19 protein-coding genes and 2 pseudogenes are annotated in these 23,135 nt (G+C 60.2%); 19 read left to right on the forward strand and 2 right to left on the reverse strand.

Annotated features, from left to right (window positions below):
- Positions 1-2: 2 nt before the first annotated feature.
- Entirely contained in the window at positions 3-614 is a 612-nt protein-coding gene (locus A2G06_06900) for a PEP-CTERM sorting domain-containing protein (protein ID ANA40083.1), read from the reverse strand.
- Between the two features lie 398 nt (positions 615-1,012).
- On the opposite strand from A2G06_06900, the gene A2G06_06905 reads away from it, so the two are divergent.
- Entirely contained in the window at positions 1,013-1,729 is a 717-nt protein-coding gene (locus A2G06_06905; GenBank protein ID ANA41619.1) for a Crp/Fnr family transcriptional regulator, read from the forward strand.
- A 2-nt stretch (positions 1,730-1,731) separates the two neighbouring features.
- Here the strand turns inward: A2G06_06905 and A2G06_06910 are convergent, their stop codons facing one another.
- Positions 1,732-2,460, reverse strand: a complete 729-nt coding sequence (locus tag A2G06_06910; GenBank protein ID ANA40084.1) for a CAAX protease — start codon at positions 2,458-2,460, stop codon at positions 1,732-1,734.
- Between the two features lie 170 nt (positions 2,461-2,630).
- Between A2G06_06910 and A2G06_06915 the strand changes: the two genes are divergently transcribed.
- From A2G06_06915 to A2G06_07000, 18 genes and pseudogenes are all read left to right on the forward strand, one after another.
- Positions 2,631-3,638, forward strand: coding sequence for a histidine kinase (locus A2G06_06915; GenBank protein ID ANA40085.1), 1,008 nt, complete (start codon positions 2,631-2,633; stop codon positions 3,636-3,638).
- A gap of 29 nt (positions 3,639-3,667) precedes the next feature.
- Positions 3,668-5,005: a sigma-54-dependent Fis family transcriptional regulator gene (locus A2G06_06920; GenBank protein ANA40086.1), complete on the forward strand. Its 1,338-nt coding sequence runs from the start codon at positions 3,668-3,670 to the stop codon at positions 5,003-5,005.
- 365 nt (positions 5,006-5,370) lie between these two features.
- Positions 5,371-5,739: a hypothetical protein gene (locus A2G06_06925; protein ANA40087.1), complete on the forward strand. Its 369-nt coding sequence runs from the start codon at positions 5,371-5,373 to the stop codon at positions 5,737-5,739.
- A pseudogene (locus A2G06_06930) lies at positions 5,732-8,421 on the forward strand (hypothetical protein). Before A2G06_06925 ends, A2G06_06930 begins: the two are co-directional and overlap by 8 nt.
- 1 nt (position 8,422) lies before the next feature.
- The gene (locus tag A2G06_06935) at positions 8,423-9,781 is read left to right on the forward strand and encodes a glycosyl transferase (protein ANA40088.1); all 1,359 of its coding nucleotides are present in this window, start codon (positions 8,423-8,425) and stop codon (positions 9,779-9,781) included.
- A 31-nt stretch (positions 9,782-9,812) separates the two neighbouring features.
- Positions 9,813-10,661 (forward strand): sugar ABC transporter substrate-binding protein, encoded by an 849-nt coding sequence (locus A2G06_06940; GenBank protein ANA40089.1) that lies wholly within the window; start codon positions 9,813-9,815, stop codon positions 10,659-10,661.
- Positions 10,661-12,133 (forward strand): chain-length determining protein, encoded by a 1,473-nt coding sequence (locus A2G06_06945; GenBank protein ID ANA40090.1) that lies wholly within the window; start codon positions 10,661-10,663, stop codon positions 12,131-12,133. Before A2G06_06940 ends, A2G06_06945 begins: the two co-directional genes overlap by 1 nt.
- 51 nt (positions 12,134-12,184) lie before the next feature.
- Entirely contained in the window at positions 12,185-13,117 is a 933-nt protein-coding gene (locus tag A2G06_06950; GenBank protein ANA40091.1) for a polysaccharide biosynthesis protein, read from the forward strand.
- Between the two features lie 50 nt (positions 13,118-13,167).
- Positions 13,168-14,334, forward strand: a complete 1,167-nt coding sequence (locus A2G06_06955) for an ATPase (protein ID ANA40092.1) — start codon at positions 13,168-13,170, stop codon at positions 14,332-14,334.
- 46 nt (positions 14,335-14,380) lie between these two features.
- The gene (locus A2G06_06960; protein ID ANA40093.1) at positions 14,381-15,610 is read left to right on the forward strand and encodes a hypothetical protein; all 1,230 of its coding nucleotides are present in this window, start codon (positions 14,381-14,383) and stop codon (positions 15,608-15,610) included.
- A complete protein-coding gene (locus A2G06_06965; protein ID ANA40094.1) occupies positions 15,610-16,515 on the forward strand; it encodes a polysaccharide deacetylase in 906 nt (301 codons plus the stop codon). The genes A2G06_06960 and A2G06_06965 overlap by 1 nt, the downstream gene beginning before the upstream one ends.
- Entirely contained in the window at positions 16,512-17,384 is an 873-nt protein-coding gene (locus A2G06_06970) for an exosortase A (protein ID ANA40095.1), read from the forward strand. The genes A2G06_06965 and A2G06_06970 overlap by 4 nt, the downstream gene beginning before the upstream one ends.
- Positions 17,372-18,046 carry a sugar ABC transporter substrate-binding protein gene (locus A2G06_06975; protein ANA40096.1) on the forward strand — a complete coding sequence of 225 codons (675 nt, stop codon included), beginning with the start codon at positions 17,372-17,374 and terminating at the stop codon, positions 18,044-18,046. The genes A2G06_06970 and A2G06_06975 overlap by 13 nt, the downstream gene beginning before the upstream one ends.
- On the forward strand, positions 18,046-19,188 hold the full coding sequence (locus A2G06_06980) for a glycosyl transferase (protein ANA40097.1): 1,143 nt from the start codon (positions 18,046-18,048) through the stop codon (positions 19,186-19,188). Before A2G06_06975 ends, A2G06_06980 begins: the two co-directional genes overlap by 1 nt.
- A gap of 1 nt (position 19,189) precedes the next feature.
- A pseudogene (locus tag A2G06_06985) lies at positions 19,190-20,317 on the forward strand (glycosyl transferase).
- Positions 20,318-20,358: 41 nt separating this feature from the next.
- A complete protein-coding gene (locus tag A2G06_06990; GenBank protein ID ANA41620.1) occupies positions 20,359-21,336 on the forward strand; it encodes an epimerase in 978 nt (325 codons plus the stop codon).
- 9 nt (positions 21,337-21,345) lie between these two features.
- A complete protein-coding gene (locus tag A2G06_06995; protein ID ANA40098.1) occupies positions 21,346-22,500 on the forward strand; it encodes an aminotransferase DegT in 1,155 nt (384 codons plus the stop codon).
- Complete coding sequence (locus tag A2G06_07000) at positions 22,493-23,122, forward strand: hexapeptide transferase (GenBank protein ANA40099.1); 630 nt, start codon at positions 22,493-22,495, stop codon at positions 23,120-23,122. Before A2G06_06995 ends, A2G06_07000 begins: the two co-directional genes overlap by 8 nt.
- Positions 23,123-23,135 lie beyond the last annotated feature (13 nt).

The raw sequence follows: 23,135 nt of genomic DNA on the forward strand, positions 1-23,135 counted from the left end.
GGTTATGCTCTCTTACGTCTGATATACAGGCCGACGCCAACCAGGCCGGCGCCGAGCAGCATGATGGTTCCCGGTTCGGGCACGGGGGCGGCGATTGTTTCGAAGGTGTAGTCCTGGCCGGGCAGCGGAACTATTGCGCCGATATTGAAGCCGATTCCCGTCACTTTGCTGAGATCCACGTTGAGTCCCGTGAAATCGAATGCGAGGGTGCCTGTGCCGCCGTTGTTGATTGTCGACCATGCGCTTTGCACATAGTAGTCGACGCCGTTCGTCTGACCGGTGAGGTAGAGGTTGTATGCCCAGGGGTTTTCGTTGAAGTTGCCGATCTGGAGCATGAAGGAGTCATAGGAGGAAAGATCGAACGCGCCGGTTGTCCCCAGCCGAATCTCTGCCCAGGTGCCGGTGGTCGTCGGGTAAATGTTGCCGATGAACTTTGCCCCGTTGTCGAGCGCCTGTACGTCGAACAGCTTCGTCCCGGCGGTTACAGGGTTTTCAGATATGTAGCCGAAGCTCTGAATCAGGGAAGAGGTGGGGGCGTAGGGTGTCGCGTTGCCGAGCGCCGGCAGTGCCACCAGCATGGCAAGCAACACGAGTGCTGATAGGGTCTTTTTCATGACAACTCCTTTTGTGATATATTTTACTACGTAAGTTGGCTAAACTCGAATTGCTCATTTGCCCTGCATTAGCCGTGCCGAAGATAAAGTATAATAAAAACAGCTTGTTGCACAGGGTGACATGTGGGTGGGATGTATGGTTGTAAACAAAATCGACGCATATTTCGAACAAACTTACATCGTGCCGATGCGAGAGAATCCGGAACGGTCGGATTGACGCGGCACCCTGCGCCGGCCAGGCCGCGAATGAGTCTGTTTTGCATTTTCACTAGGGCGCGGCACCACAGTTCTGGCACGGTAAACGCTGCCGGGACGGATGCATGCAGGTCAGGCACGGTTGGATAGTGATCATTGGCCAGGACATGGCGGAAGAACTGCCGGGAAAGGGTGAGTGGTTCATGGCGCACGCACAGGAAGGAATCAAACATGCGGAAGTAGAGCGTATTCTCGGTCGCCTTCCTTTCTTTTCGTCGCTATCCGGGGAGGAACTGGTTTCCTTGAAGGCCACGCTCCGAAAAAAGAGCTTTCCCCGGAACGCCATGATTCTTTGCGAAGAAGATTCAAACCGTTATATGTATATTGTAATGTCTGGCAAGGTGAAGGTCGTCCGGACCGGAAGCGACGGCCGGGAAAGGATTTATGCGATTCACAAGCGGGGGGACTTTTTCGGCGAGATGGCCATGCTGGATGGTAAAACGTCCCCGGCGGCGGTTGTGGCGCTCGAGGACACAACCGTGGGGTTGATCGCCAAGGAGGACTTTGACCGGTACCTGATGTCCAACTCCAAGGTTGTTGAGAGAATAATCGAGATGCTCTGCGGACGACTGCGCGAATCATGGCTCATGCTCAAGGTGCTGAGCAGCTCCGATGCCGAGCAGCGGGTACGGACCGTGCTCGGCCACCTTGCCGACATGCACGGCGTGAACGATGCCCGCGGGACCATCATTGCCATGAAGCTTACCCATAAGGAGATTGCGGGGTACGCGAACCTTGCGCGCGAAACGGTGAGCAGGCTCCTTACGTCACTGCGGAAGGGGGAAGAGATAGAAATCCTCGACTCGCACCAGATCGTGCTCAAGCCGGACTTCAGGAGAGATGACCCCGCAGCCGTGTAGGCTTACCAGAAGTGCCACGCCTGCCGGCTGATCACGTGGAGGCCGAGCGCCAGGTTCGTTACCGCATGGGCGAGTATGCAGAGCACGATGCTTCCGGTAAATCTGAGCAGCAGGGTGTAGGCAATACCGGCCATGATGCCGGCAACGATGTAGTGGTGCTCCAATCCGAACAGGATCGTCGAGAAGAAAAATGCCGGCCAGGTAAGCTTGCCGATCGGTACGGTTTCGAATTCTTTGTCGATCAGGTAGCGCAGGAGAAAGGACCGCCAGAAAAGCTCTTCAAGTACGGGGATTATGAGAGCGGCCCCCAGTAGCCTGACGATGATCATCGACATCCTGAGCGCATCGTTGCCGATGCCGGTCGGATCAAAGCCGGGGGGAGGGGACTGGAACGGCAGGAGCCAGTCCATGCCTACCCAGAGAACGTAGACCGCAAAGCCGGTTGCCACGCTCGCGGCCGCGTGCAGCGGCCGGCGCAGATCCGACAGGTGCAGTTCGTCACAGCGCTTCAGGCAGAAGGCAAGTACCGCCCCCGCAATGATTATCCTCACGGGGTAGAGGAAAAGGAACCATCCGGGGGGAAAGGGCACGATGCCCCGTGTCGTCAGGGCCCGGAGCACCTCTTCCACGCCGATCAGAACCATGAGTGACGCGAAGGGGAGAACCCGGGGGGCAGCGCTGGAGCAGAGAAACGAGGCGGCCGCTGAGCCGGAAGGCTGGTTCGAGGGCATTGATAGAACTCCAGGGCCGGAGACGGACGATGCTGATCCCTCGCCGGCGGCGGTGAATTCGGTAAGACTGTAGCCTATCACGGCAGATCGTAAAGGACCGTTGTAAAACAGGGAGGTTGAACGGCATAGGCGGGAGTCCGTTTCGGACATATCGTTCATTGCCGGAATGGATGGATATGAGACGATATTCTTTTATGGTCGACGATCGACTGCGGCTCGTGGCACGGGATGATCTGCATCGCTCGGAGGGGAGCGATCCCCTGTTGGGCATCCCCTATTACGAATGTTATCCCCGGCTCTGGAACGGCAATGTGGACGCCGTTCGGACCGTCGTGGATCAGGGGACGCCTCTGGTGCTCAACGGTTATCGCCACTACTGCTTTTATGGCGAGTTCAGCGCGGCAGACATTGAAATTCGCCCCGTTTTCGACGGTGACGCCCGATGCACCGGCGCAATGGTGCAGGTTTCCGTGCTTCCGGGTTGCACGGTCTATGGTGAAATGGACAGTGCCCGGGCACTGATAGACATCGGCAAGATGTCGGTGACGCTTGCCCACGGGGTACGCAATCCGCTCAATGCCATCAAGGGCGCCGTGGTCTACCTCAAGGACAAGTACTGCGCTGATGCAACCTTTGCCGAATTCGCCGATATTATCGACGAAGAGATCTGTAAGCTCGACGGATTCATTACCGAGTTCCTCGGAACCTCGCACCTGGAACCGGTCAGAGAGGAAATCCAGCTCAACGATCTCCTTGAACGCGTCGTTAAATTCGTTTCCCTGCAGGCAGAGGCGAATCATGTGCGGTTTGACGTGGAGTACGGAGAGTTGCCGCCGGTCATGCTCGATTCGTTCAATTTCGGCCACGCCATACTGAATATCGTCAACAACGCTCTCGGGGCCATGGAGGCGGGCGGCTCCCTTACCATGCGGACCAGCACCCTGCTGGAAGGTGGAGTGGAGATGATCGTGGTCGAGGTGGCCGATACGGGGTCGGGCCTCCGGTCGGGGGGCAAGGGGAAACTCGGGAGTTTCCCCGGAGCCGGCAGCAGGAAGCACGGGAAAGGGTACGGCCTGTTCATTACCCGCGAGATCGTACGTCACCATCAGGGGAAGATTGAAATAACCGGGAATCATGGAGGCGGAACCACCGTCAGGATCATGTTGCCGGCGGTATAACCGGAGTGGAGCGGTCCAGGAGGAGCGACGTGCAGGGTCTTGTTCTTATCGTCGACGACGAGCCAAATGCGGCCAGGGTGCTTTCGGCAATCCTGGCCGGCGAAGGGCATACGGTACTTACCGCTTCTGACGCCTCCAAGGCGGAGCATATCCTCAAATCGCGCGACGTTGACGCCATCATTACCGACCTGCGCATGCCGGGCAGGGACGGCATGCAGTTATTCGAGCATGTGGCCGAACATCTGCCGGATGTCCCGGTCATCTTTCTGACCGCCTACGGAACGGTCGATTCCGCTGTCAACGCCATCACCCGGGGCGCTTTCTACTACTTCATCAAGCCTCCCGATTACGTAAAGCTCAAGAGCATGGTTTCACGGGCCGTGGAGCAGCGTTCGCTCAAACGCGAAGTGGCCGAGTTGCGCAAGCGGGTGGCTGCGGGCAGCGGAGCTGACAGGATTATCGGCGTCAGCCCGGAAATGCTCAAAATATTCAACACGGTAGAGGCGGTCAAGGACTCCATGAGCAGTGTGCTGGTCTGTGGCGAAACCGGAACCGGCAAGGAGCTCATCGCCCGATCGCTCCACTACGGCAGTGTGCGGCGCGATCGTCCTTTCGTGGCCGTAAACTGTGCCGCCATCCCCCGCGAGCTCATGGAATCCGAGCTGTTCGGTTATGAGAAGGGGGCCTTCAGCGGCGCTGCCGCCCGGAGAATCGGGCGCTTCGAAGCTGCTGCCGACGGCACCATATTTCTCGATGAAATCGGCGAGTTGGAGCTCTCCCTCCAGGCAAAGCTGCTGAGAGTCCTCCAGGAGAAGGAAGTTGAACGGCTCGGCAGCAATCGCAAAATCAAGGTTAACTTCCGGGTGATCTCATCCACAAACCGTGATCTCATGCGTGAAATAGCCGCCGGCACGTTCCGGGAGGATCTCTACTACCGGCTCAATGTCGTCCAGTTGAATGTTCCGGCCCTGCGCGAGCGCAGAGAGGACATTCCGCTCCTGGCCTCCGAGTTCGTCAAAGAGTTCGGTCTCAGGGAGGGCAAGACGCTCTCCCTTTCCGACGACGTGCTGCGCGTCCTTGGCGGCTACGAGTGGCCCGGCAACATCAGGCAGTTGCGCAACACCATCGAGCGTGCCGTCGTCCTGGCCCGCGGAGGCGCTATCACCCTGAAGCATTTGCCTGAAGAGGTCGCCGCAGGTGCCTCCGGCTGCCGCGACGCATCCGAGCCGCGGACGCTCCGGGAACTTGAGGATGAGGCAATCCAGAGCGCCCTGCGGGAGTGCCGGGGTAACAAGTCACTGGTTGCGAAGAAACTCGGCATCTCCCGCAAGACCCTTTATAAGCGCCTGGAACAGTTGGGGCTCTGAGAAGCGGGCAGGCACAAGAAGTGGCAGTGTTACCATTGGAACCATTGCCGAGCTAAGAACATGGGGAGCTTCAGCGGCTCCATTAAAAAGGTGTATCCATTGGATACACCTTTTTTCGTTGTCATGGCAGATCGGTGCCAATGTGTTTCCCGTGGAAACACTTACGGCGTTTCGGTGCCGTGACGTGCCGATTACGGCCTGTTTGCCGGGGCAGATGCAAAAATACGGCAAAAAGGAACCCGAAGGAAATATGGCTGTAACTATGCCACGTTATATGCAACGAGATGTCGTTGTCCCGGCGAGTGCTTACAGAAACTGCATGAACGTGCGAAAAGGGTATCATTATTGCTCTCTCAATAAGCGTCATGGAAAAGGAAAAGATCCTCATCATCGATGAAGACGGTTTTTCTCGGGTATGCGCCGCCATTCTCGCGTCGGAAGGGTATGCGGCGGAGCGGCTCCTCCATGACGCCGCGCATGTGGTCGGGGAGCGCGTCGGTCTCGTCATCGCCAGCTATCCGTTCGGTGAGCGCTTTTTCACCGATCTGAGCCAGATCAGCCAGCCCGTCATCGTGCTCACAGACCACATCAGTCGTGATCTCCTCTCGTTTCTCGAGGGGCTCGACCGTTCCTACTGCCTCATGAAACCATTGAATTTCGAACAATTCGTTCTGCTCGTGAGAAATATCATGAGCGGAGTTCAAATCTGTCCGGGAGGGTACAGCATTGTCTAGATCATTTATCATAGCAGGCTTCGTCGTACTCATGTTCACCCTGGCAGGTTGCGGGGGCAAGAGCAGGGACGAGCTGTACACCGAGGGGGTGAAACTGCTTCAGGAGGGGAATCCGGGCGGTGCGGTCGTTCTTTTTAGAAACGCCTTGGAAAAAGACCAGAATTTTCAGGATGCACGCTATCAACTGGCCAAGGCATACCAGTCCCTGGGCAAGTACGAACAGGCTGAGAAAGAATTCCTCAAGGTTCTGAAGCAGAACCCCTCCAAGACCGACATCGTTCTTGAGCTGGCCAAGCTCTATAACTCGCAGAGGAAACCGGATCAGGCCATTGAGCGGGCCGGTACGTACCTCAGGTCGAATCCCGGTTCTGCGGAGGCCCTTGAGGTGCTGGGTCTCGGTTATGCGCTGAAAGGGATGCCTGCCGAGGCTGAGCGGAATTTTCTGCTGGCCCTTGACGCAGAGCCGCAACGGACTTCCGCGAAGCTCCAACTGGCGGTTCTCCTGATGGAACAGAAGTCGAGCCGTGAAAAGGAAGCCCGCGCACTCATTGACGAGATCCTTGCGGCCGACCCCGGCAACGTGAAGGCCCACAATCTCCTGGCCGGCTATGAGCTGTCCCTCGGCAATCGCGAGCGGGCACTGGAGATCTATCGGAAAATTGCGTCGCTGACGCCTGGGGATCCGGCCCCACTCTACCGCGAGGGAGTCATCCTGCTGGAAAAAGGCGAAATGGCCAAAGCCGAGAAGACTGCCGAGACCCTGCTGCAAAAGTTCCCCCAGAAATCGGAAGGACCACGGTTGAAGGGCTCATAGCATACCAGCGCAAGAATTATGCTGACGCCATTACCGCTCTCCAGGACTCGGTGAAGATAGCGCCTTCCCTGGAAGGGCTCTACTACCTCGGATTGAGCATGTACAGCCGTGGCGAACTCGAGAATGCCCTCAGCCAATTCCGCCGCATCCTCGACCATGCGCCTGAGTTCGTCCAGGCCCGGCTCCTGACCGCGTTGATTCTGCTCAATCAAAAGAGGGTCGACGATGCCATAGCCGAGGCACGCCGGGCCATCGAAACCGACAGCCGCAGCGCCCTTGCCCGCAACATCCTCGGAAGCGCCTATCTTGCCAAAGGGATGTACGACGAGGGTATCCGCGAACTCAACCGTGCCACCGAGCTTGATCCGAACATTGTCGATGCCCATCTCAAGAAGGGGGCCTTCAATCTCAGCAAAGGGCGCGTGCGCGAGGCCGAGAGTGATTTCGCCACAGCCGTCAGGGTTGCCCCGGAGGTTCTCAACTCGCGGCTGGTGCTTGCGTTCCACTACATGCGGCAGCACCGCAGCGACCGCGCCCTGGCCACTCTCAAGGAGGGACTCACGGGCGCCAAAGGGGATGCCCCCCTGTACAACACCATGGCGGCCATCATGTTCAACGAGCGGAAGCCGGCCGAAGCCGTCAAGTACCTCACCATGGCGAGAAAGAGCGATCCGGCGTTCCTGCCGGCCCGATTCAACCTGGCAACCTATCATGCCTCCACCGGCGATCTGGATGGAGCCATGGCCGAATACTCCCGCATGATTCAGGAGGATCCCCGCAATCTCAGGGCAATGCTCGGACTTGCCGCACTTTCAGAGTTGAAGGGCAGGGACGGTGATGCTCTCGCCTGGTACACCAAGGCGCGGGAGACCGAAGTGTATGCCGGGTATCTGGCACTTGCCGCGTACCACGAGAAAAAGAGGAACTACGACAAGGCGTTGACGGTCCTCGACGACGCCATAAAAGCCAAGCCGCGGGCGGCGGATGCCTTTGTGATGAAAGGCAGGATCCTTCTTGCCCAGAAAAAGGGCAAGGAGGCAATCAGGGTCTTCTCGGATCTGGAGTCGATTGCACCCGAGCAGGGTCTGACCCTTAAGGTCGCCGCATTCGTCCAGATGAAAGAGGCCGCCAAGGCCATCGACGAGGCGCGGCGTGCCGTGACGCTCAAGCCGGACGCAGCATTTGGCCACACCATCCTCGCTTCGGTACATGCGGAGCAGGGAGATCTTCCCCGGGCCATTCAGGAGGTGAAAAACGGCCTCAGGGCCGAGCCCGGCAATGTGGGGGCCGCCATGCAACTGGGAGAGTATCTGGGCCGCAGCGGCAACACCGCCGCTGCAATGGAACAGTACGATAGCATTCTCAGAAACAACCCCAATCATGCCCCGGCCCTTTTCGCCCAGGGAATGCTCCTGGAAATGGGCGGCAAGAAGCGGGAGGCCGTAGGAAAGTATCGTCAGACCCTGGAAAAGGCCGAATCCTACGTGCCGGCCCTCAATAACCTGGCATTTCTCTACGCCGACGGCTACGGGCCCCGTGAGGAGGCCCTGCGCATGGCTCTTACCGCTCTCAAGCAGGAGCCCAACAACGCAGCCATTGCCGACACGTACGGCTACGCACTTCTGAAGAACGGCCGGGCAGGAGACTCGGTAAAGATCCTTGAGAAAGTCGTCAAGTTCATGCCATCGAACCCGTCGGTCCGCTACCACCTGGCGCTCGCCTACCGGGACACGGGCGATCGTGTCCGCGCCGCAGCGGCTCTCCAGGAGGCTCTCAAGCTGGGGGACTTCCCCGAGTCCGGCCAGGCGCGCACCACGCTCGCCGAGCTTTCCGGTACTGCGGGGCAGGTGAAAAAGGGGAAAAACTGATATGAAACGCTCAATTGCACTCATGGTAGGGGATGGCCTTTGTGCGGTCACGGCCATACTGGCGGCTCACCTCTTCCGCTTGGGCGAAATACCGGGAGTGGAGAGCTTTACCGGCCAGGGAGGAGTGAGGCTGGCGCTGTTCGTAATCGTCATGCTCTTCTGCGCCTTTTTCGTCGAGGTGTACCATCAGGAGCGAGAGCTGACCCCGCTTGATCTCATCGGACGCATCAGCATCGAGCTCGTTCTGGCGTTTTTCGTCCTTACGGCGCTTTACTTCTTCCTGCCGATCGTCATGGATGGCCGGGGCGTGCTCATGATCGCCACGGTGGTGTTCGGATTCTTCCAGTTCCTCTGGCATGCGGGCAGCAGGGGAGGCTTCATATTCCCCTCGTTCGCCAAGCGTGTGCTCATCCTCGGCACCGGCCCCCTGGCAAACCAGATGGGCAGCCTCGTCACTGCGTCCGGTGACCGCTACGTGCTCTCGGGCTACGTTGCCTGCTCCCGCGAGCCGGTCTACGTCCCGGCCCAATCCATCGTCGGGAGCGAGGACGGCCTCTACGAAACGGTTCGCCGCGCCCGGGCCCACAAGATCGTCGTCTCTCTGGGCGAGCGCCGCGGCGTCTTCCCGCTCAAGGATGTCCTCAACTGCAAGCTGAGCGGCGTGGAGGTTGTGGACGCCCCTTCCTTTTACGAGCGGGTCACCGGCAAGCTGCTCATCGAGAGCATCAACCCCAGTTGGTTCATCTTTTCGTCCGGCTTCCGCGTAACCGCCCTCAACCGCCTCCTGAAGCGGGCTCTCGACATTTCCTGCGCACTCTTCGGCGGGGTGCTCTTCCTGCCGTTCCTGCCGATCGTTGCCCTGGCCATCCGGCTCGACTCGTCCGGCCCGATTCTTTTCCGGCAGGAGCGGGTCGGCGAGCGGGAAAAGCCGTTCAATCTCTTCAAATTCAGGACCATGCGCGAGGACGCCGAGAAGGGGACGGGCGCGGTCTGGGCGCAGAAGGACGATCCGCGCGTTACCCGGCTCGGCCGGTTTCTCCGCAAGAGCCGCATCGACGAGATTCCCCAACTGTACAACGTCCTGATCGGCGACATGAGCCTGGTGGGCCCCCGGCCGGAGCGTCCCGAGTTCGTGGAGCAGCTCAAGAAGGTCATCCCGTACTATTCCGAGCGCCACTTCGTCAAGCCGGGCGTGACGGGCTGGGCCCAGGTCCGCTACCCCTACGGGGCGTCGGTGGAAGACGCCGTGGAAAAGCTGCGCTACGATCTCTACTACATCAAGAATCTGTCCGTTGCCTTTGATATAATGATTATCTTTGAAACCGTGAAAGTCGTGCTGTTCCAGCGGGGTGGCAGGTAAGTGCCCCGGGGATATGTCTAAAGGAGATGCGATGCGATTGAACCTTCTGATCTGTGCCCTGTTCCTGCTGTTACCGGCGCTCGCGTGGAGCGCGGACTACGTTATCGGCGAAGGGGACGGCCTCGACATCTCCGTCTGGGGAGTGAAAGAGCTCAATGTCGGAGTCAAGGTCCGGCCCGACGGAAAGATCACCATTCCCGGCCTGGGTGACGTGGTGGCAAGCGGCTTTACCCCGGTTCACCTGCAGGCCGATCTGGCGCAACGGCTCAAGGAACTGGTGAAGAACCCCATAGTAACGGTCACGGTGCGGGAGATAACCAACAGCAAGGTCTACATTTTCGGCGGTGGCGTGCAGTCCGGCGTGGTGGACCTGAACCGCCGCACCACACTGCTCCAGTTGCTCTGCTCCATCGGCAACGTCGGCGCCGGCGACGGCAAGGGGGGCGGCTCCGCAGCGGGTCCCTCCACCAAGGTGGCCGACTACCGCAAGGCCTATGTCCTGCGCAACGGCAAGAAGGTGAAGGAGGATTTCTACCGGCTCTTTATCACCGGCGATACCAGCGAAGATATCGTCATCGAGTCCGGCGACGCCATCTTCATTCCGCAGGCACTGGAAAAGAACGTGTACGTCCTCGGCGCCGTCACCAACCCCCGCTTCATCGAATACCGCGAGGGGATGACCGTCATGGAGGCCATCCTCGAATCGGGCGGTTTCACCAAGTTCGCCCGCCAGAACGACACGGTGATCCGCAGGCGGGACGGCGACAAGGAGGCGCTGATCGAGGTGAAGGCCAAGGATCTGGTCAAGGACGGCGACCTGAGCCAGAACGTAAAGCTCAGCCCGGGAGATTACGTCATCGTGAAGGAAGGGATGTTCTGATGCAGCAGTCCGAATTCGACTACCGGCACTATCTTGCGCTTATCGTCGCCCGCAAACGCCTTTTTGTCGTGGTGGCCCTCGCGATCATGGCTGGAGCGGTGGTCTACAGCTACGTCCTTCCCAAGAAGTATGAGGCCCGGAGCACGGTATTCATCGAGAAAAACGTCATCAGCGAACTGGTCAAGGGGATTGCCGTCACCCCGTCCATGGAGCAGGCCATCAAGGGCCTCAGCGAGGCCATTACCAGTCGCACGCTCGTCACAAAGGTGCTCAATGACCTCGATCTCGACGTGACCGCCAAAAGCGATGCCGAGATCGAGTCCAGGGTGCGCGCGATCCAGCAGAACATCACCATCAAGCTCAAGGGAGACAACATCTTCACCATCTCCTACGTGGACAAGGACCCCCGCGTGGCCCGCGATTTCGTCAATACCCTGGTCCGGCGCTACGTGGAGGAAAACATATCCTCCAAGCGGGAGGAATCCTACGGTGCCATCAAGTTCCTTTCCGAGCAGATCGACACCTTCCGCGGCAAGCTCGAAGAAGCCGAGGGCGAACTCAACCGGTACAAGACCGACAAGGGCGGCGTCATCGCCATCGACGAGGCGAAGCTGTTCGAGGAGATCAACGTCGCTCAGCAGAAACTCTATGATATCCAACTGCGCAGGCGTCATCTGGAGGGGCTCCGGCCGGTCACGCGCAAGGCGGGCGATCCGCTCCAGGTAAAGCTCGTCGCTCTCCAGAAGCAGCTTGAAGAGCTCCGCGTCTCGTACACCGACAGCTATCCCGAGGTGCTTCGCGTCAGGGGAGAAATCGAGACCCTCAAGGAGCAGATGAAGAACCGCTCTCCCCAGCAGGAAACGGTCGTTGATCCCCAGGAGTACGAAAAGGCCGAAGCGGAGCTCCAGGCCCTCAAGGTCAGCGAGGACGGCCTCAAGCGCTACATCGCCACCAACCAGGCGCTGCTCAGGAACATTCCCTCGGCCAAGGCCGGGCTCGAAAAGCTCGAACTGGAAAAGAAGAACCGCAAGGACCTCTACGACCAGCTCATGGCGCGCCATGGCCAATCCGAAGTGTCGAAGCAGATGGAAGTCCAGGACAAGACAACCACCTTCCGCATCGTCGATCCGGCGATCATGCCGTCAAGCCCCGTCAGCCCCAACCGGGTCAAGATCATGCTGATGGGGATCGTCGCGGGACTTGGCGGTGCCCTGGGGCTCATCGTCCTCCTGGACCGGCTCAACAATTCAGTGCATTCGGTTGATGCACTGAAGGAAACCGGGATTCCCGTGCTGGCCGTTATCCCCAGGATTCGCACCAGCGAGGCGGTTGCCCGGGAGCGGCGCGAAAACATCAGGGTGTTCACTGCGGCAGGGGCGTGTTTCATGGTCATTCTGGCGTTTCTCGTCATGGAACTGCTGAATATTTCACCCGTGGACCGGATCATCAGCAGGTTGCAGGGCATGCTGTAACTCATTTCTATCGCAGCATTGATGTGATGTCTGAATGGAGAAAGGAAATGCATGAGCAGAATTGAACAGGCCCTTGAGAAAGCGGCAATGCTGCGGGGGACCACGACCGAGAGCGGTCCCGTTGCCGTCCCGCGTCAGACGGACGACGTGCCGCCGCGCGAGCGTGCCGGGCTGCCGCCGTTCCCTGCGGAGCCGCTCGACGGTATCCGCCATGACAATCCGCTCCTTGCCACCCTCAATGATCCCCATTCGTATGTGAGTGAAGAGTACCGGAAGCTGAAGTCGGCCATTGTTGCGGGGACCTCGGTGGGGGAGTTCCGCAATACCGTCATGATCACCAGCACCCTCGGCGGGGAGGGCAAGAGCATAACCGCCCTCAACCTGGCCATTACCCTTGCCCAGGAGTATGACAATACGGTGTTGCTGATCGATGCCGATCTCAGGAAGCCGATGACGGCCGAGTATCTCGGCATTCCGGGGGAGCGGGGGCTTTCCGAGTATCTCAGCGTGGGCGCCCATCTGCCGGAACTGTTGGTCAGGACCGGCATCGGCCGGCTTTCGATCCTGCCCGCCGGCAAGCCTGCCGCCAATCCGGTCGAGCTCCTTTCATCCCAGCGGATGAAGGATTTGCTGGACGAGATCAGGCATCGCTATCCCGACCGCTATGTCATCATCGATGCTCCTCCGGCCCTGCCGTTTGCCGAGGTGCGCTCACTGTCCAGCCTCGTCGACTCCATCGTCTTCGTGGTCAGGGAAGGGCAGAGCTCCCTGGCGAACATCGACGAGGCGATCGGCGCCCTCAACCGCAAGAAGATCATCGGCATCGTTTTCAACGAAGCCAGTGCCGTGGGACTAAGCTCCAAATACGGGTACGGCTACAGGTATGGCGGGTACGGTCAGAGCTCCGAACCGGCGGAGGCCCGATCCAAGGCGGAAAAAACGGGCAAGCTCGCCAGGATTATGGGAAAGGGCGGGAGCAAGTGACAGGGGGACGTGGGACGGCGCAGCGCCGGCCGTGAGTGAAAGCGAGAATCATGTACGAGGCCTATTTCAACCTGACAACTAAACCGTTCGAACTGCTCCCGAACCCGGATTTCATCTTTCCGAGCAAGTCCCACAAGCGGGCCCTCATGTACCTCGATTACGGCATTCGCGAGCGGGCGGGCTTCATCCTGCTCACGGGCGACATCGGGACCGGCAAGACCACCCTCATTCGCAACATGATGCAGCTCAAGGATGAACGGACGATCATCTCCCGCATCTTCAACACGCGGGTGGAGCCCGAGCAGCTTCTGGCCATGATCTGCCATGATTTCGGCATTCCGGCCGAAGGCAGGGGCAAGGTCGCCCTCCTCAACGAACTGAACGACTACCTGATCGAGCAGTTCGCCCGCGGCAACCGGCCGGTGCTCATCATCGACGAGGCCCAGAATCTTTCCGTTGATCTCCTGGAAGACATCCGGCTCCTTTCCAACCTCGAGACCAGCGACACCAAGCTGCTGCAGATCGTTCTCGTGGGGCAGCCGGAGCTCAGGGACGTCCTCGCCCTGCCGCAGCTTCTCCAACTCCGCCAGAGGATCAGCATCAACTGCCACATAAGCCCCCTGTCCCGAGAGGAAACCGAGGGCTATATCTTCCATCGCCTCGAGCGGGCCGGAAATCGAAATGCCGTCGCCTTTTCGAGCGATGCGCTCGATATCGTGTACCGCTACAGCAGGGGCATTCCGCGGCTCGTCAACATCATCTGCGACTTCATCCTTCTGTCCGCCTTTGCCGAGCAGACAACAGAGATTCCGGGCGAGATGGTTCGCGACATCATCGGCGACCTGGATTTCGAGAACTATTACTGGGGCGGAGCCGACGCGTCCACCTCCGAGCGTTCGCCTGAGACTGCGCCGCCGGCACCGGCCCGTTCCGGCGAGGCCGCCGAGCTTGTGGCCACCCTGCGTGCCGTAATCGACCGGCTTGAATCCCTGGAAGGGGATTTTGCCCGCATGAGCCGCGGCGTGCTCGACGAGATGAGCGAAAAAGTCGTTTCCCTTGAGAACGCCTTCCGGTTCCACGTGGACGAAACCGACAGCCATATCTCCGAGATCAGGAGACGGATCGAAAAGAACCAGAACCTGGAGGTCGGGACCACCGGCGACTGCCAGCCGCAGGACTCTCCCAAGGGTCTGTTGAAGAGGATGTTCGGCGCCTGACGGTGCCCTGTGCAATGTAATGACTAGTAACTCAAGGGAGAGAACCATGAAACAGGCAGCCCCGCTTCTCATCTGCTGTGCATGCGCCGCGCTCGTTCCGTTTCCAGCCCATGCCGCTGATTTCCGGGTTACCCCCAACATAACCGTGAGTGAGGAGTTCACCGACAACGTGTTCGAAACGGCCGAGGGGAAGCGCTATGATTTCATTACCCGCCTGCTTCCGGGGCTTTCACTCGATTACAAGGCCTCCGTCCTGGACCTCTCCGTGGCCTACAACTACGACTACCGCTACTATGCCCGCAACAGCCGCAGCGACGACACCACCCACAACCTGGATGCCCGGGGCTTGGCGCGGATCGTCGACGAGTTTCTCTTACTGGAGGCCAGCGATACCTACAAGCGTGTCTCCCTCGACGTTTCCCGCGACACCAGCAACGAAAGCCTGTTCCGCAACCAGTCGGACCAGAACATCGTCACCGCTTCGCCCTATTTCGTCATCAGCACCATCCCCCACTACACCATCAAGGGGGGATACCGCTATACCAATACCTGGTACAAGGACCCGTCCGGCATCGACAAGACCGAGCACCGCGCCTTTGCCGACCTCAGCTATGAGATGACCAAGCAGCTTTCCCTGACCGGCACGTACTCCTACGTGATCGAGGACACCGCGGTCGCGGACCTGAACCGCCACGAGGCCATGGTGGGCGGGCGCTACGAGTACGCCGACAAGAGCTTCGTCTTCGCCAACGGCGGTGCTTCCCGCATCTCCTACCGGCATGGGGATACCTTTACCAACCCCATCTGGAATGCCGGGCTCACTCACGTCTTTGATTCCTTCACCGTTACGCTGTCCACCGGCGTCCAGTACAGCGAAGACCCCCTGCGCGCCTCCACGGAGGAAACCTTTTACTCGGCCGTATTCGATATGCCCCTGAAGCGCGGGGCGCTGACCCTGAACGCTTCCTACTCGGACTTCGTCAATACCGCAACCGATGAGCGGGAAACCAGACGGTACGGCGGCGGCTTCACCCTGCACCATGAGCTCACCCAGCGCCTTACCGGCACCCTTGGCTTCGCTGCCGAACGTTACGAGCAGAACCAGCTTGACGCCTATACCCGCAAATTCTTCGTGGACGCAGGCCTTCGCTACGAACTGGGCGAAGGGTTCTCCCTGGGGGGCACCTACCGCTACATCGATTACCACTCCCCCCGGATCGTAGCAGACAACTACACCGTCAACCGGGCGATGGTGGAGATCAGGAAGGTCTTCTAGTGCGTAACGCGCTCTCCATAGATGTGGAGGATTACTTCCAGGTAAGCGCCTTTGAGGAATGTTCTCCTCCGGAGCAGTGGGACCGCTTTCCCCTTCGGGTGGTGAGGAATACGTCCCGTATCCTCGACATGCTTGATGCCGGGGGCGTCAAGGCCACGTTCTTCGTCCTCGGCTGGGTGGCGGAACGCGCGCCGGAGCTGGTGAAAGAGATAGCCCGGCGGGGCCACGAGGTTGCCAGCCACGGCTACGGCCATCGCCGGGTCTCTACCCAGACCAGGCAGGAATTCCGGGCCGACATCCGCAGAAGCAAGGCGCTGATCGAGAATCTCACCGGCAGCCCCGTCCACGGTTACCGCGCGCCCAGCTATTCGATCTCACGAAAAGTCCTCTGGGCCTTCGACGAACTGCTCGACGCCGGTTACCGTTACGACTCCAGCGTCTTTCCCGTCCGCCATGACCTCTACGGCATCCCCGACTGGCCGAGCCACCCCTTTCGGGTCGTGAAGGACAAGGACGGGTGGGAACCGGCCGCAACCGCCCCTGGCGGAGAAGACGGCATCACCGGCCAGATGCCGTCCATCCTTGAAATGCCGATAACCACCCTTACCCTCGGCGGCAGGAACATTCCCATTGCCGGGGGCGGCTATTTCCGCTTTTTCCCCTATGCCTTCACCCGGTGGGGGCTGCGGCGCATCAATCGGCGGGAGAAACGGTCGTTCATCTTCTATCTCCATCCCTGGGAGATGGACCCCGACCAGCCCAGAATGGCCGGTGCTCCGGCCAAGAGCCGGTTTCGGCATTACCTGAACCTGCACCGGACCGAAGAGCGGTTCCGCCGACTGCTGGGAGAATTCCGCTTCACCCCCGTGATGGAGCTTCTGGCCGCTGGGACGGTTGAACCATGACCACGAACGAAATAACCACGAACAGGAACATATCCATGGGTGGTAAGAGCGCCGGGGCCAGGCTCGGACTGCTTGCCCTGTTCTGCTGCGCCTTTGTGGCGGCGTTTCTGCCGGTGATAACCGGACTGGTGCAGGCATGGTCCGGCTCCGAGGACTATTCCCACGGATTTCTGATCGCTCCGCTGTCGGCCTTTATCCTCTGGCAGAAACGGGAGGTCTTCTCCCGCCCCGGTTCCGCCGGTTCCCTGGGTGGACTGGCGCTGGTGGTCCTGTCTCTCGCGGCCTATCTGTTCGCCCATGTTGCTGGCATCGCGACCCTGGCCGCCCTGTCCATGGTCGCTTTTCTGTGGGGCACGGTAATGTACCTGTTCGGTTTCCGCGTCTATTGCCAGGCCCTGTTCCCCCTGGCACTGCTCCTGTTCATGATTCCGATCCCTGCGCAGATCTATGCGGCCCTCACTATCCCGCTTCAGCTCATCGTGAGCAAACTGGCGGTGGGGCTGGCAGCGGCAACGGGCATCCCGGTGTATCGTGAAGGCAACGTCATTCACCTCGCCCGGGGAACATTCGAGGTCGTGCAGGCCTGCAGCGGTCTCCGCTCCATCATGGCCCTGCTGACCCTCGGCGCGGTCCTGGGCTACTTCTCTCTCAGGTCGAATTTCCTGCGGGCCACGCTGTTCGTATCCGGCATTCCCATTGCCGTTGCCGTGAACATCCTGCGGGTATTCGTGCTTGTGGTCGTGTTTCATTATCTGAACATCGATCTTGCCGAGGGTACCGCCCATACCGTCCTCGGCCTGGCCCTGTTCGTGGTGTCGTTCGGCCTGTTTCTGCTGATCCGGAAGGGGTTGTCGCTATGCGATCGGTGAGTTGCACGAGACTGGTTGCCGTCTGCGTTCTGCTCGCGGTTACGGCGTTTATGATCCATGGCCGTTCCCAGGCCGTGACGGCGAATGGTTCGGGCGTGCCGTTGCGCTCCGGATTCGTGCGTGTGGCAGGCTGGAACGCGCTGGGCGATCAGCCTCTGGAACCCCGCGTCGTCGAAGAGCTCAAGCTCGATGACTATCTCTACCGGAGCTTCGTCCGTGACGGGGCCGTGGTGACCCTGTACATCGGCTATTACCACACTGCCGGGAAAGTGGGGGCCGCCCACGATCCCCTCGTCTGCTTCAACGGACAGGGGTGGCGCATCGCGGAGCGCAATGAGGGGCAACTGCGCCTGGCCGGTTCACCCGAGCTCCGGGTGAATTACTCATCCATGATCGTCGAGCGTGACGGCCAGCGGGAGCAGGTCGTCTACTGGTTCCAGACGAACGACAAAACCGCTTCCACCACCCTGGCCCAGAAAGTTCACATGGTTCGCGACCGCCTGTTCGGCTCGGGGGAGAATAACGCCTTCGTGCGGATCAGCACGCCGGTCGCCGGTGATTCGACCGACCGTTCCCTGGTGCGTATCGCGGATTTCGTCGAGGCGTTTTATCCCTCCTTCCACCGCTACGCGGCAGGAGCCGGCCCGTTGGAGACGAGATAATGACCGAACTGGTGCTGCTCATATCGCTCTTCATGGTGTTCTACGTGTATGGGGGGTACCCGGTGCTGGCCGCCGCGCTCGGCCTGGTGGCGGGACGTCCGGTTCGCAAGGGCTCCATCGAGCCCATGGTCACCATCGTCATTGCCGCGTACAACGAGCAAGACGTCATCGGCGCCACCATCGAGAACAAGCTGGCACTGGACTATCCCCGGGACCGCCTTGAAATCATCGTGGTCTCCGATGGCTCCACCGACCAGACCGACGAGATTGTCGGCATGTATGCCGTGCGAAACGTCAGGCTGATCCGCCAGGAGCCCCGCGCCGGCAAAACGAGCGGCCTCAACCTGGCGATTCCCCAGGCGCGGGGCGAGATCATCGTCTTCTCCGACGCCAACTCCCTCTATGCCCCGTCGGGCCTGCGCCACCTGGTGGCGAACTTTGCCGACGAGGAGGTGGGCTACGTGACCGGCCGGATGATGTATGCCAACCCTGACGGCACCACCATCGGCGAGGGGTGCAGCACCTACATGCGCTACGAGAACTTCCTGCGCGTCATCGAGAGCCGCATCGGATCGGTGGTCGGGGTGGACGGCGGGGTCGATGCCATGCGCAAGCGGCTCTACCGCCCAATGAATGCCGATCAGCTCCCGGATTTCGTCCAGCCGCTCAAGGTTGTCGAGCAGGGGTACCGCGTCGTGTACGAACCCGAAGCGCTCCTGTGGGAGCCGTCGCTCAAGGAGGCCGGCGACGAGTACCGGATGCGGGTCCGCGTCTCGTTGCGGGCGTTTTGGGCCCTGTTCGACATGAGAAAGCTCCTGGCCCCGTGGCACGATCCCCTGTTCGCCTGGCAGCTCTGGTCGCACAAGGCCCTGCGCTACCTCTGCTTCCTGTTTCTGGTGGCCGCCTATGTCTCCAACCTGGCCCTGCTGGGCCAGGGGACCTGGTATGTGGCCCTGTTTCTCCTCCAGAGTGCCGGCTATTTTGCGGCGGTTACCATGCCCTACCTGGAGCGGACCGGCAAGGGCTGCCGGCTCTGCACCCTGGCCCGCTACTTTTTCCTGCTGAACCTTGCCGCCGCCCACGCCTTCGGCAAATTCCTCAGGGGGGAGAAACAGATCGTCTGGACGCCGCGGAAGGGGTAGCATGAAGGTTTTGCACGTCATCGACAGCGATGGCCTGTACGGGGCCGAGATCATGCTCCTCAATCTCGCTGCCGAGCAGGCCGCCATGGGGTTCGAACCGGTCATCGCCAGTATCGGTGAACCCCGGATCGGTGAAAAGCCGCTGGAAACGGAGGCAACGCGGCGGGGGCTGCGGGTGGAGAGGTTTCGCATGAGGCCGGGGCCGAACATTGCAGGCGCTTTCCGCGTGCTTCGTTTCGCCTGGCACGAGGGCTGCGACGTGCTCCATTCCCACGGCTACAAGGGGAATATCCTGTTCGGCTTCATGCCGCGGGCAGTGCGCCGCGTGCCCATGGTCGCCACCCTCCACGGCTGGACCTGGACCGGCGGGATGGACCGGATGGGCCTCTACGAATGGCTCGACCGGCTGAGCCTGCGTTTCGTCGATGCAGTGGTGATGGTGAACGGCGCCATGCGCCAGAAGATCGATCTTCCCAGCGTCCACGTGGTGCCTAACGGCATCCCGCTCATCGGAGAGGCCGACCGGCGGGCGGCGCCCCTTGACCCCCGGATCGTGGAGTTCTGCCGGGGAGGCATCACCCTGGGCGCCATCGGCCGTTTGTCCCCGGAAAAGGGGTTCGATATCCTGCTGGACGCGGTCAGGGAGGTGGCGGAGCACCATCGATATCCGTCTGGTAATCCTGGGGGAGGGGGAGGCGCGGGGCGGACTTGAGGCGAAGATCCGGGAACTGGGGCTGACAGAACGGGTGCTGTTGCCGGGGTATGTGCCGGATGCCGGCTGCTATCTTCCTCTGTTTCGGGTTTTTGTCCTATCGTCCTGACAGAAGGGCTTCCAATGGTCATTCTTGAAGCCATGCTGGCCGGGGTTCCGATTGTGGCCACACGGGTAGGGGGGGTGCCCGAAGTGCTGCAGGAGGGCGAAGCGGGGGTTCTGGTGCCCGCTCCTTCTGCCGGGGATCTGGCGACTGGCATCAAGCACATCATCGCCGACGAGGCGGGGGCGCGGGACATGGCCGCGGTGGCGAGGCAACGGCTTGAGGCAAACTATTCGGCCATTGCAATGGCTCAGAAATATCAAGGTATCTACGACCGGCTGGCGACATGGTCAGCCGGCGGGCACTCGGCGTGAAGTTTTCGCCGGCACTTCAACTGATGATGGAGACATCAAGCATGCATGAACGTGTGTTGGTAACAGGGGCTGCAGGGTATATCGGTTCGGTTCTGGTGCGGATCCTTCTTGGTAAGGGGTATCGGGTGAAGGGCTTCGACAACCTTTCATTCGGCGGTGAGGCACTGATCGGGGTCTACAATCATCCCGGTTTCGAGTTCGTCAAAGGCGACATCCGCAATGATGAGGACCTCAGGAATGCGCTGGAAGGAGTGGGGGCCGTTGTCCACCTTGCGGCGATTGTCGGGGACCCGGCCTGCGCCAAACAGCCGGAACTGGCTACGGACATCAACTGGCACGGTGCCCGGAAGCTATATGACCTGTGCTGCGAAACCCGGGGCATCAAGCGATTCATCTTTGCGTCCACCTGCAGCAATTACGGAAAAATGCCGGGCGAGGGATACCTCAATGAGGAATCTCCCCTGAAGCCCGTGTCGCTCTATGCGGAACTCAAGGTCAAATTCGAGCAGTATCTGCTGCAAAGCAAGACCCGGCCGGATTTCATTCCTACTGCGCTTCGCTTTGCAACCGTTTACGGGCTTTCTCCCCGGCTTCGTTTCGACCTCACGGTCAATGAATTCACCAGAGAGGTGGCTCTCGGCAAAGAGCTCGAAATTTTCGGCGAGCAGTTCTGGCGGCCCTACTGCCACGTAGAGGACCTGGCCAGGGGATGCGTCCACGTTCTCGAAAGCGATCCCGCGGCTGTCGATCATAACGTGTTCGGCGTGGGCGATACGCGTGAGAACTACCAGAAGGCGATGATTGCCGAGGAGCTGCTGAAGGTCATTCCCGACGCGAAAATCCGCTACGTCAGCAGGTCGGAAGACCCGCGCGACTACCGGGTGGATTTTTCAAAGATCAGGAACGAGCTGGGATTTGAAATCACCAGAACCGTGCCCGACGGGATTCGCGAGATTTACCGGATTCTCAAGGACGGGATTATTTCCGAACCCTATTCGAAGGCTTATCAAAACATCTGAGGAATTGCCATGATACCGCTCTCAGTACCGTGCCTGAAGGGCAACGAATGGAAGTACGTGAAGGAATGTCTGGATACGGAATGGGTTTCGACTGCGGGCAAGTATGTTGAAACGTTCGAGAAGAATTTCGCCGCGTTCGTCGGCTCCCGCCACGCAGTGGCCTGCGTGAACGGAACGGCGGCTCTCCAGGTGGCTCTCAGGATCGTGGGAGTCTGCGCCGGTGACGAGGTCATCGTGCCGACCCTGACCTTCATCGCCACGGTCAATGCCGTTACATACCTGGGCGCCGAACCCGTGTTCATGGACTGCGACGAGTACTACAACATCGACGTCCGCAAGACGGCCGAGTTTCTCGAACAGGAGACCGAGTTCAGGGACGGCAGTACCTGGAGCCGGGCCACGGGACGGCGGATTGCCGCGATCGTGCCGGTCCATGTCTTCGGCAATGCCGCCAGAATGAGCGAGCTCGTGGCCCTCTGCCGGGAGCGCAACATCAAGGTGGTGGAGGATTCGACCGAAAGCCTCGGCACCGTCTACTGCTCCGGCGAGCTGGATGGCAGGCACACGGGTACCGTGGGTGACATGGGGTGTTTCTCATTCAACGGCAACAAAATCATCACCACCGGCGGCGGCGGGATGATCGTCACCGATGTCCCCGAATACGCCGAGCGGGCCAGGTACCTCACCACCCAGGCAAAGGATGACGAGGTCAGGTACGTCCATAATGAAGTGGGCTACAACTTTCGCCTGACCAACGTTCAGGCGGCCATCGGCGTGGCCCAGCTGGAACTGCTCCCCGAGTTCCTTGAGGCGAAGCGCGCCAATTACCTTGCCTACAAGGAGAGGATCGACCGCATCGACGGGCTCATCCTGGCGGAAAGCCCCGCCTATGCCCGCAACAACCACTGGATGTACGCGCTGCAGATAGATCCGGCCGTCTATGGCAAGGACCGGGAGCAGTTGATGGAATATCTGAAAGGGGAGGGAGTCCAGACCCGTCCGGTCTGGTACCTGAACCATCTGCAGGTCCCCTTCCTCGACTGCCGGAACTATCGCATAGAAAAGGCGTTCCAGATGCTGGAGACGACCCTGAGCATTCCGTGCAGCGCCAACCTGAGCGAACGCGACATCGACTTCGTCGCCGACAGGCTGCGCCATGGCTAGCATTGTCGTGGTAGGGGGCGGCGGGCACGCCAAGGTCGTCATCAGCGTGCTGAAAAAGGCCGGCTACCAGGTGGCAGGCTATACCGACCGCCAGGACCGGGGGCCGCTCCTCGGCATCCCCTGGCTGGGCGGCGACGGTGTTCTGCCGGGCGTTCTCGGGACGCATCCCGGCTGTGGGGCCGTTATCGGCGTTGGGAAAATCGATACAGCCCGGCTGAGACTTGCCCTGCAGGACGACATCGCCGGACTCGGCTTTGACTTCCCGGTCATCGTGTCACCGCACGCGATGATCAACGAAGAGGTAACGCTCGGGGCGGGCACGGTCGTCTTTGACGGCGTCGTGGTCAACAGCGGCACGGAGACCGGCCGTGCCTGCATCCTCAACACGAACAGCACGGTCGAGCACGACTGCCGGCTCGGCGACAATGTCCATATCGCACCTGGGGTAACCCTCAGCGGAGGGGTCGTTGTTGGGCGCAACACCATGATCGGTACCGGGGCTACGGTTATCCAGTCCGTCTCCATCTGCGAAGACTGCATGATCGGCGCCGGCTCCACGGTGGTGAGGGACATAACGGTTCCGGGTACCTATGTGGGGAGCCCGGCCAGGAGGATCAAATGAGAACGGGGAGGGG

Origin of the sequence: Geobacter anodireducens, assembly GCA_001628815.1 — a bacterium.
GTDB lineage: Bacteria > Desulfobacterota > Desulfuromonadia > Geobacterales > Geobacteraceae > Geobacter > Geobacter anodireducens.

Bases quoted from the DNA above. Each gene is read 5' to 3' on its own strand.
- A2G06_06995 (ANA40098.1), top strand. From the start codon at position 21,346: ATGATACCGCTCTCAGTACCGTGCCTGAAGGGCAACGAATGGAAGTAC.
- A2G06_06970 (ANA40095.1), top strand. From the start codon at position 16,512: ATGACCACGAACGAAATAACCACGAACAGGAACATATCCATGGGTGGT.
- A2G06_07000 (ANA40099.1), top strand. From the start codon at position 22,493: ATGGCTAGCATTGTCGTGGTAGGGGGCGGCGGGCACGCCAAGGTCGTC.
- A2G06_06905 (ANA41619.1), top strand. From the start codon at position 1,013: ATGGCGCACGCACAGGAAGGAATCAAACATGCGGAAGTAGAGCGTATT.
- A2G06_06955 (ANA40092.1), top strand. From the start codon at position 13,168: ATGTACGAGGCCTATTTCAACCTGACAACTAAACCGTTCGAACTGCTC.
- A2G06_06940 (ANA40089.1), top strand. From the start codon at position 9,813: ATGCGATTGAACCTTCTGATCTGTGCCCTGTTCCTGCTGTTACCGGCG.
- A2G06_06910 (ANA40084.1), bottom strand. From the start codon at position 2,460: ATGCCCTCGAACCAGCCTTCCGGCTCAGCGGCCGCCTCGTTTCTCTGC.
- A2G06_06900 (ANA40083.1), bottom strand. From the start codon at position 614: ATGAAAAAGACCCTATCAGCACTCGTGTTGCTTGCCATGCTGGTGGCA.
- A2G06_06990 (ANA41620.1), top strand. From the start codon at position 20,359: ATGCATGAACGTGTGTTGGTAACAGGGGCTGCAGGGTATATCGGTTCG.
- A2G06_06935 (ANA40088.1), top strand. From the start codon at position 8,423: ATGAAACGCTCAATTGCACTCATGGTAGGGGATGGCCTTTGTGCGGTC.
- A2G06_06925 (ANA40087.1), top strand. From the start codon at position 5,371: ATGGAAAAGGAAAAGATCCTCATCATCGATGAAGACGGTTTTTCTCGG.
- A2G06_06975 (ANA40096.1), top strand. From the start codon at position 17,372: ATGCGATCGGTGAGTTGCACGAGACTGGTTGCCGTCTGCGTTCTGCTC.
- A2G06_06950 (ANA40091.1), top strand. From the start codon at position 12,185: ATGAGCAGAATTGAACAGGCCCTTGAGAAAGCGGCAATGCTGCGGGGG.
- A2G06_06980 (ANA40097.1), top strand. From the start codon at position 18,046: ATGACCGAACTGGTGCTGCTCATATCGCTCTTCATGGTGTTCTACGTG.
- A2G06_06915 (ANA40085.1), top strand. From the start codon at position 2,631: ATGGATATGAGACGATATTCTTTTATGGTCGACGATCGACTGCGGCTC.
- A2G06_06945 (ANA40090.1), top strand. From the start codon at position 10,661: ATGCAGCAGTCCGAATTCGACTACCGGCACTATCTTGCGCTTATCGTC.
- A2G06_06960 (ANA40093.1), top strand. From the start codon at position 14,381: ATGAAACAGGCAGCCCCGCTTCTCATCTGCTGTGCATGCGCCGCGCTC.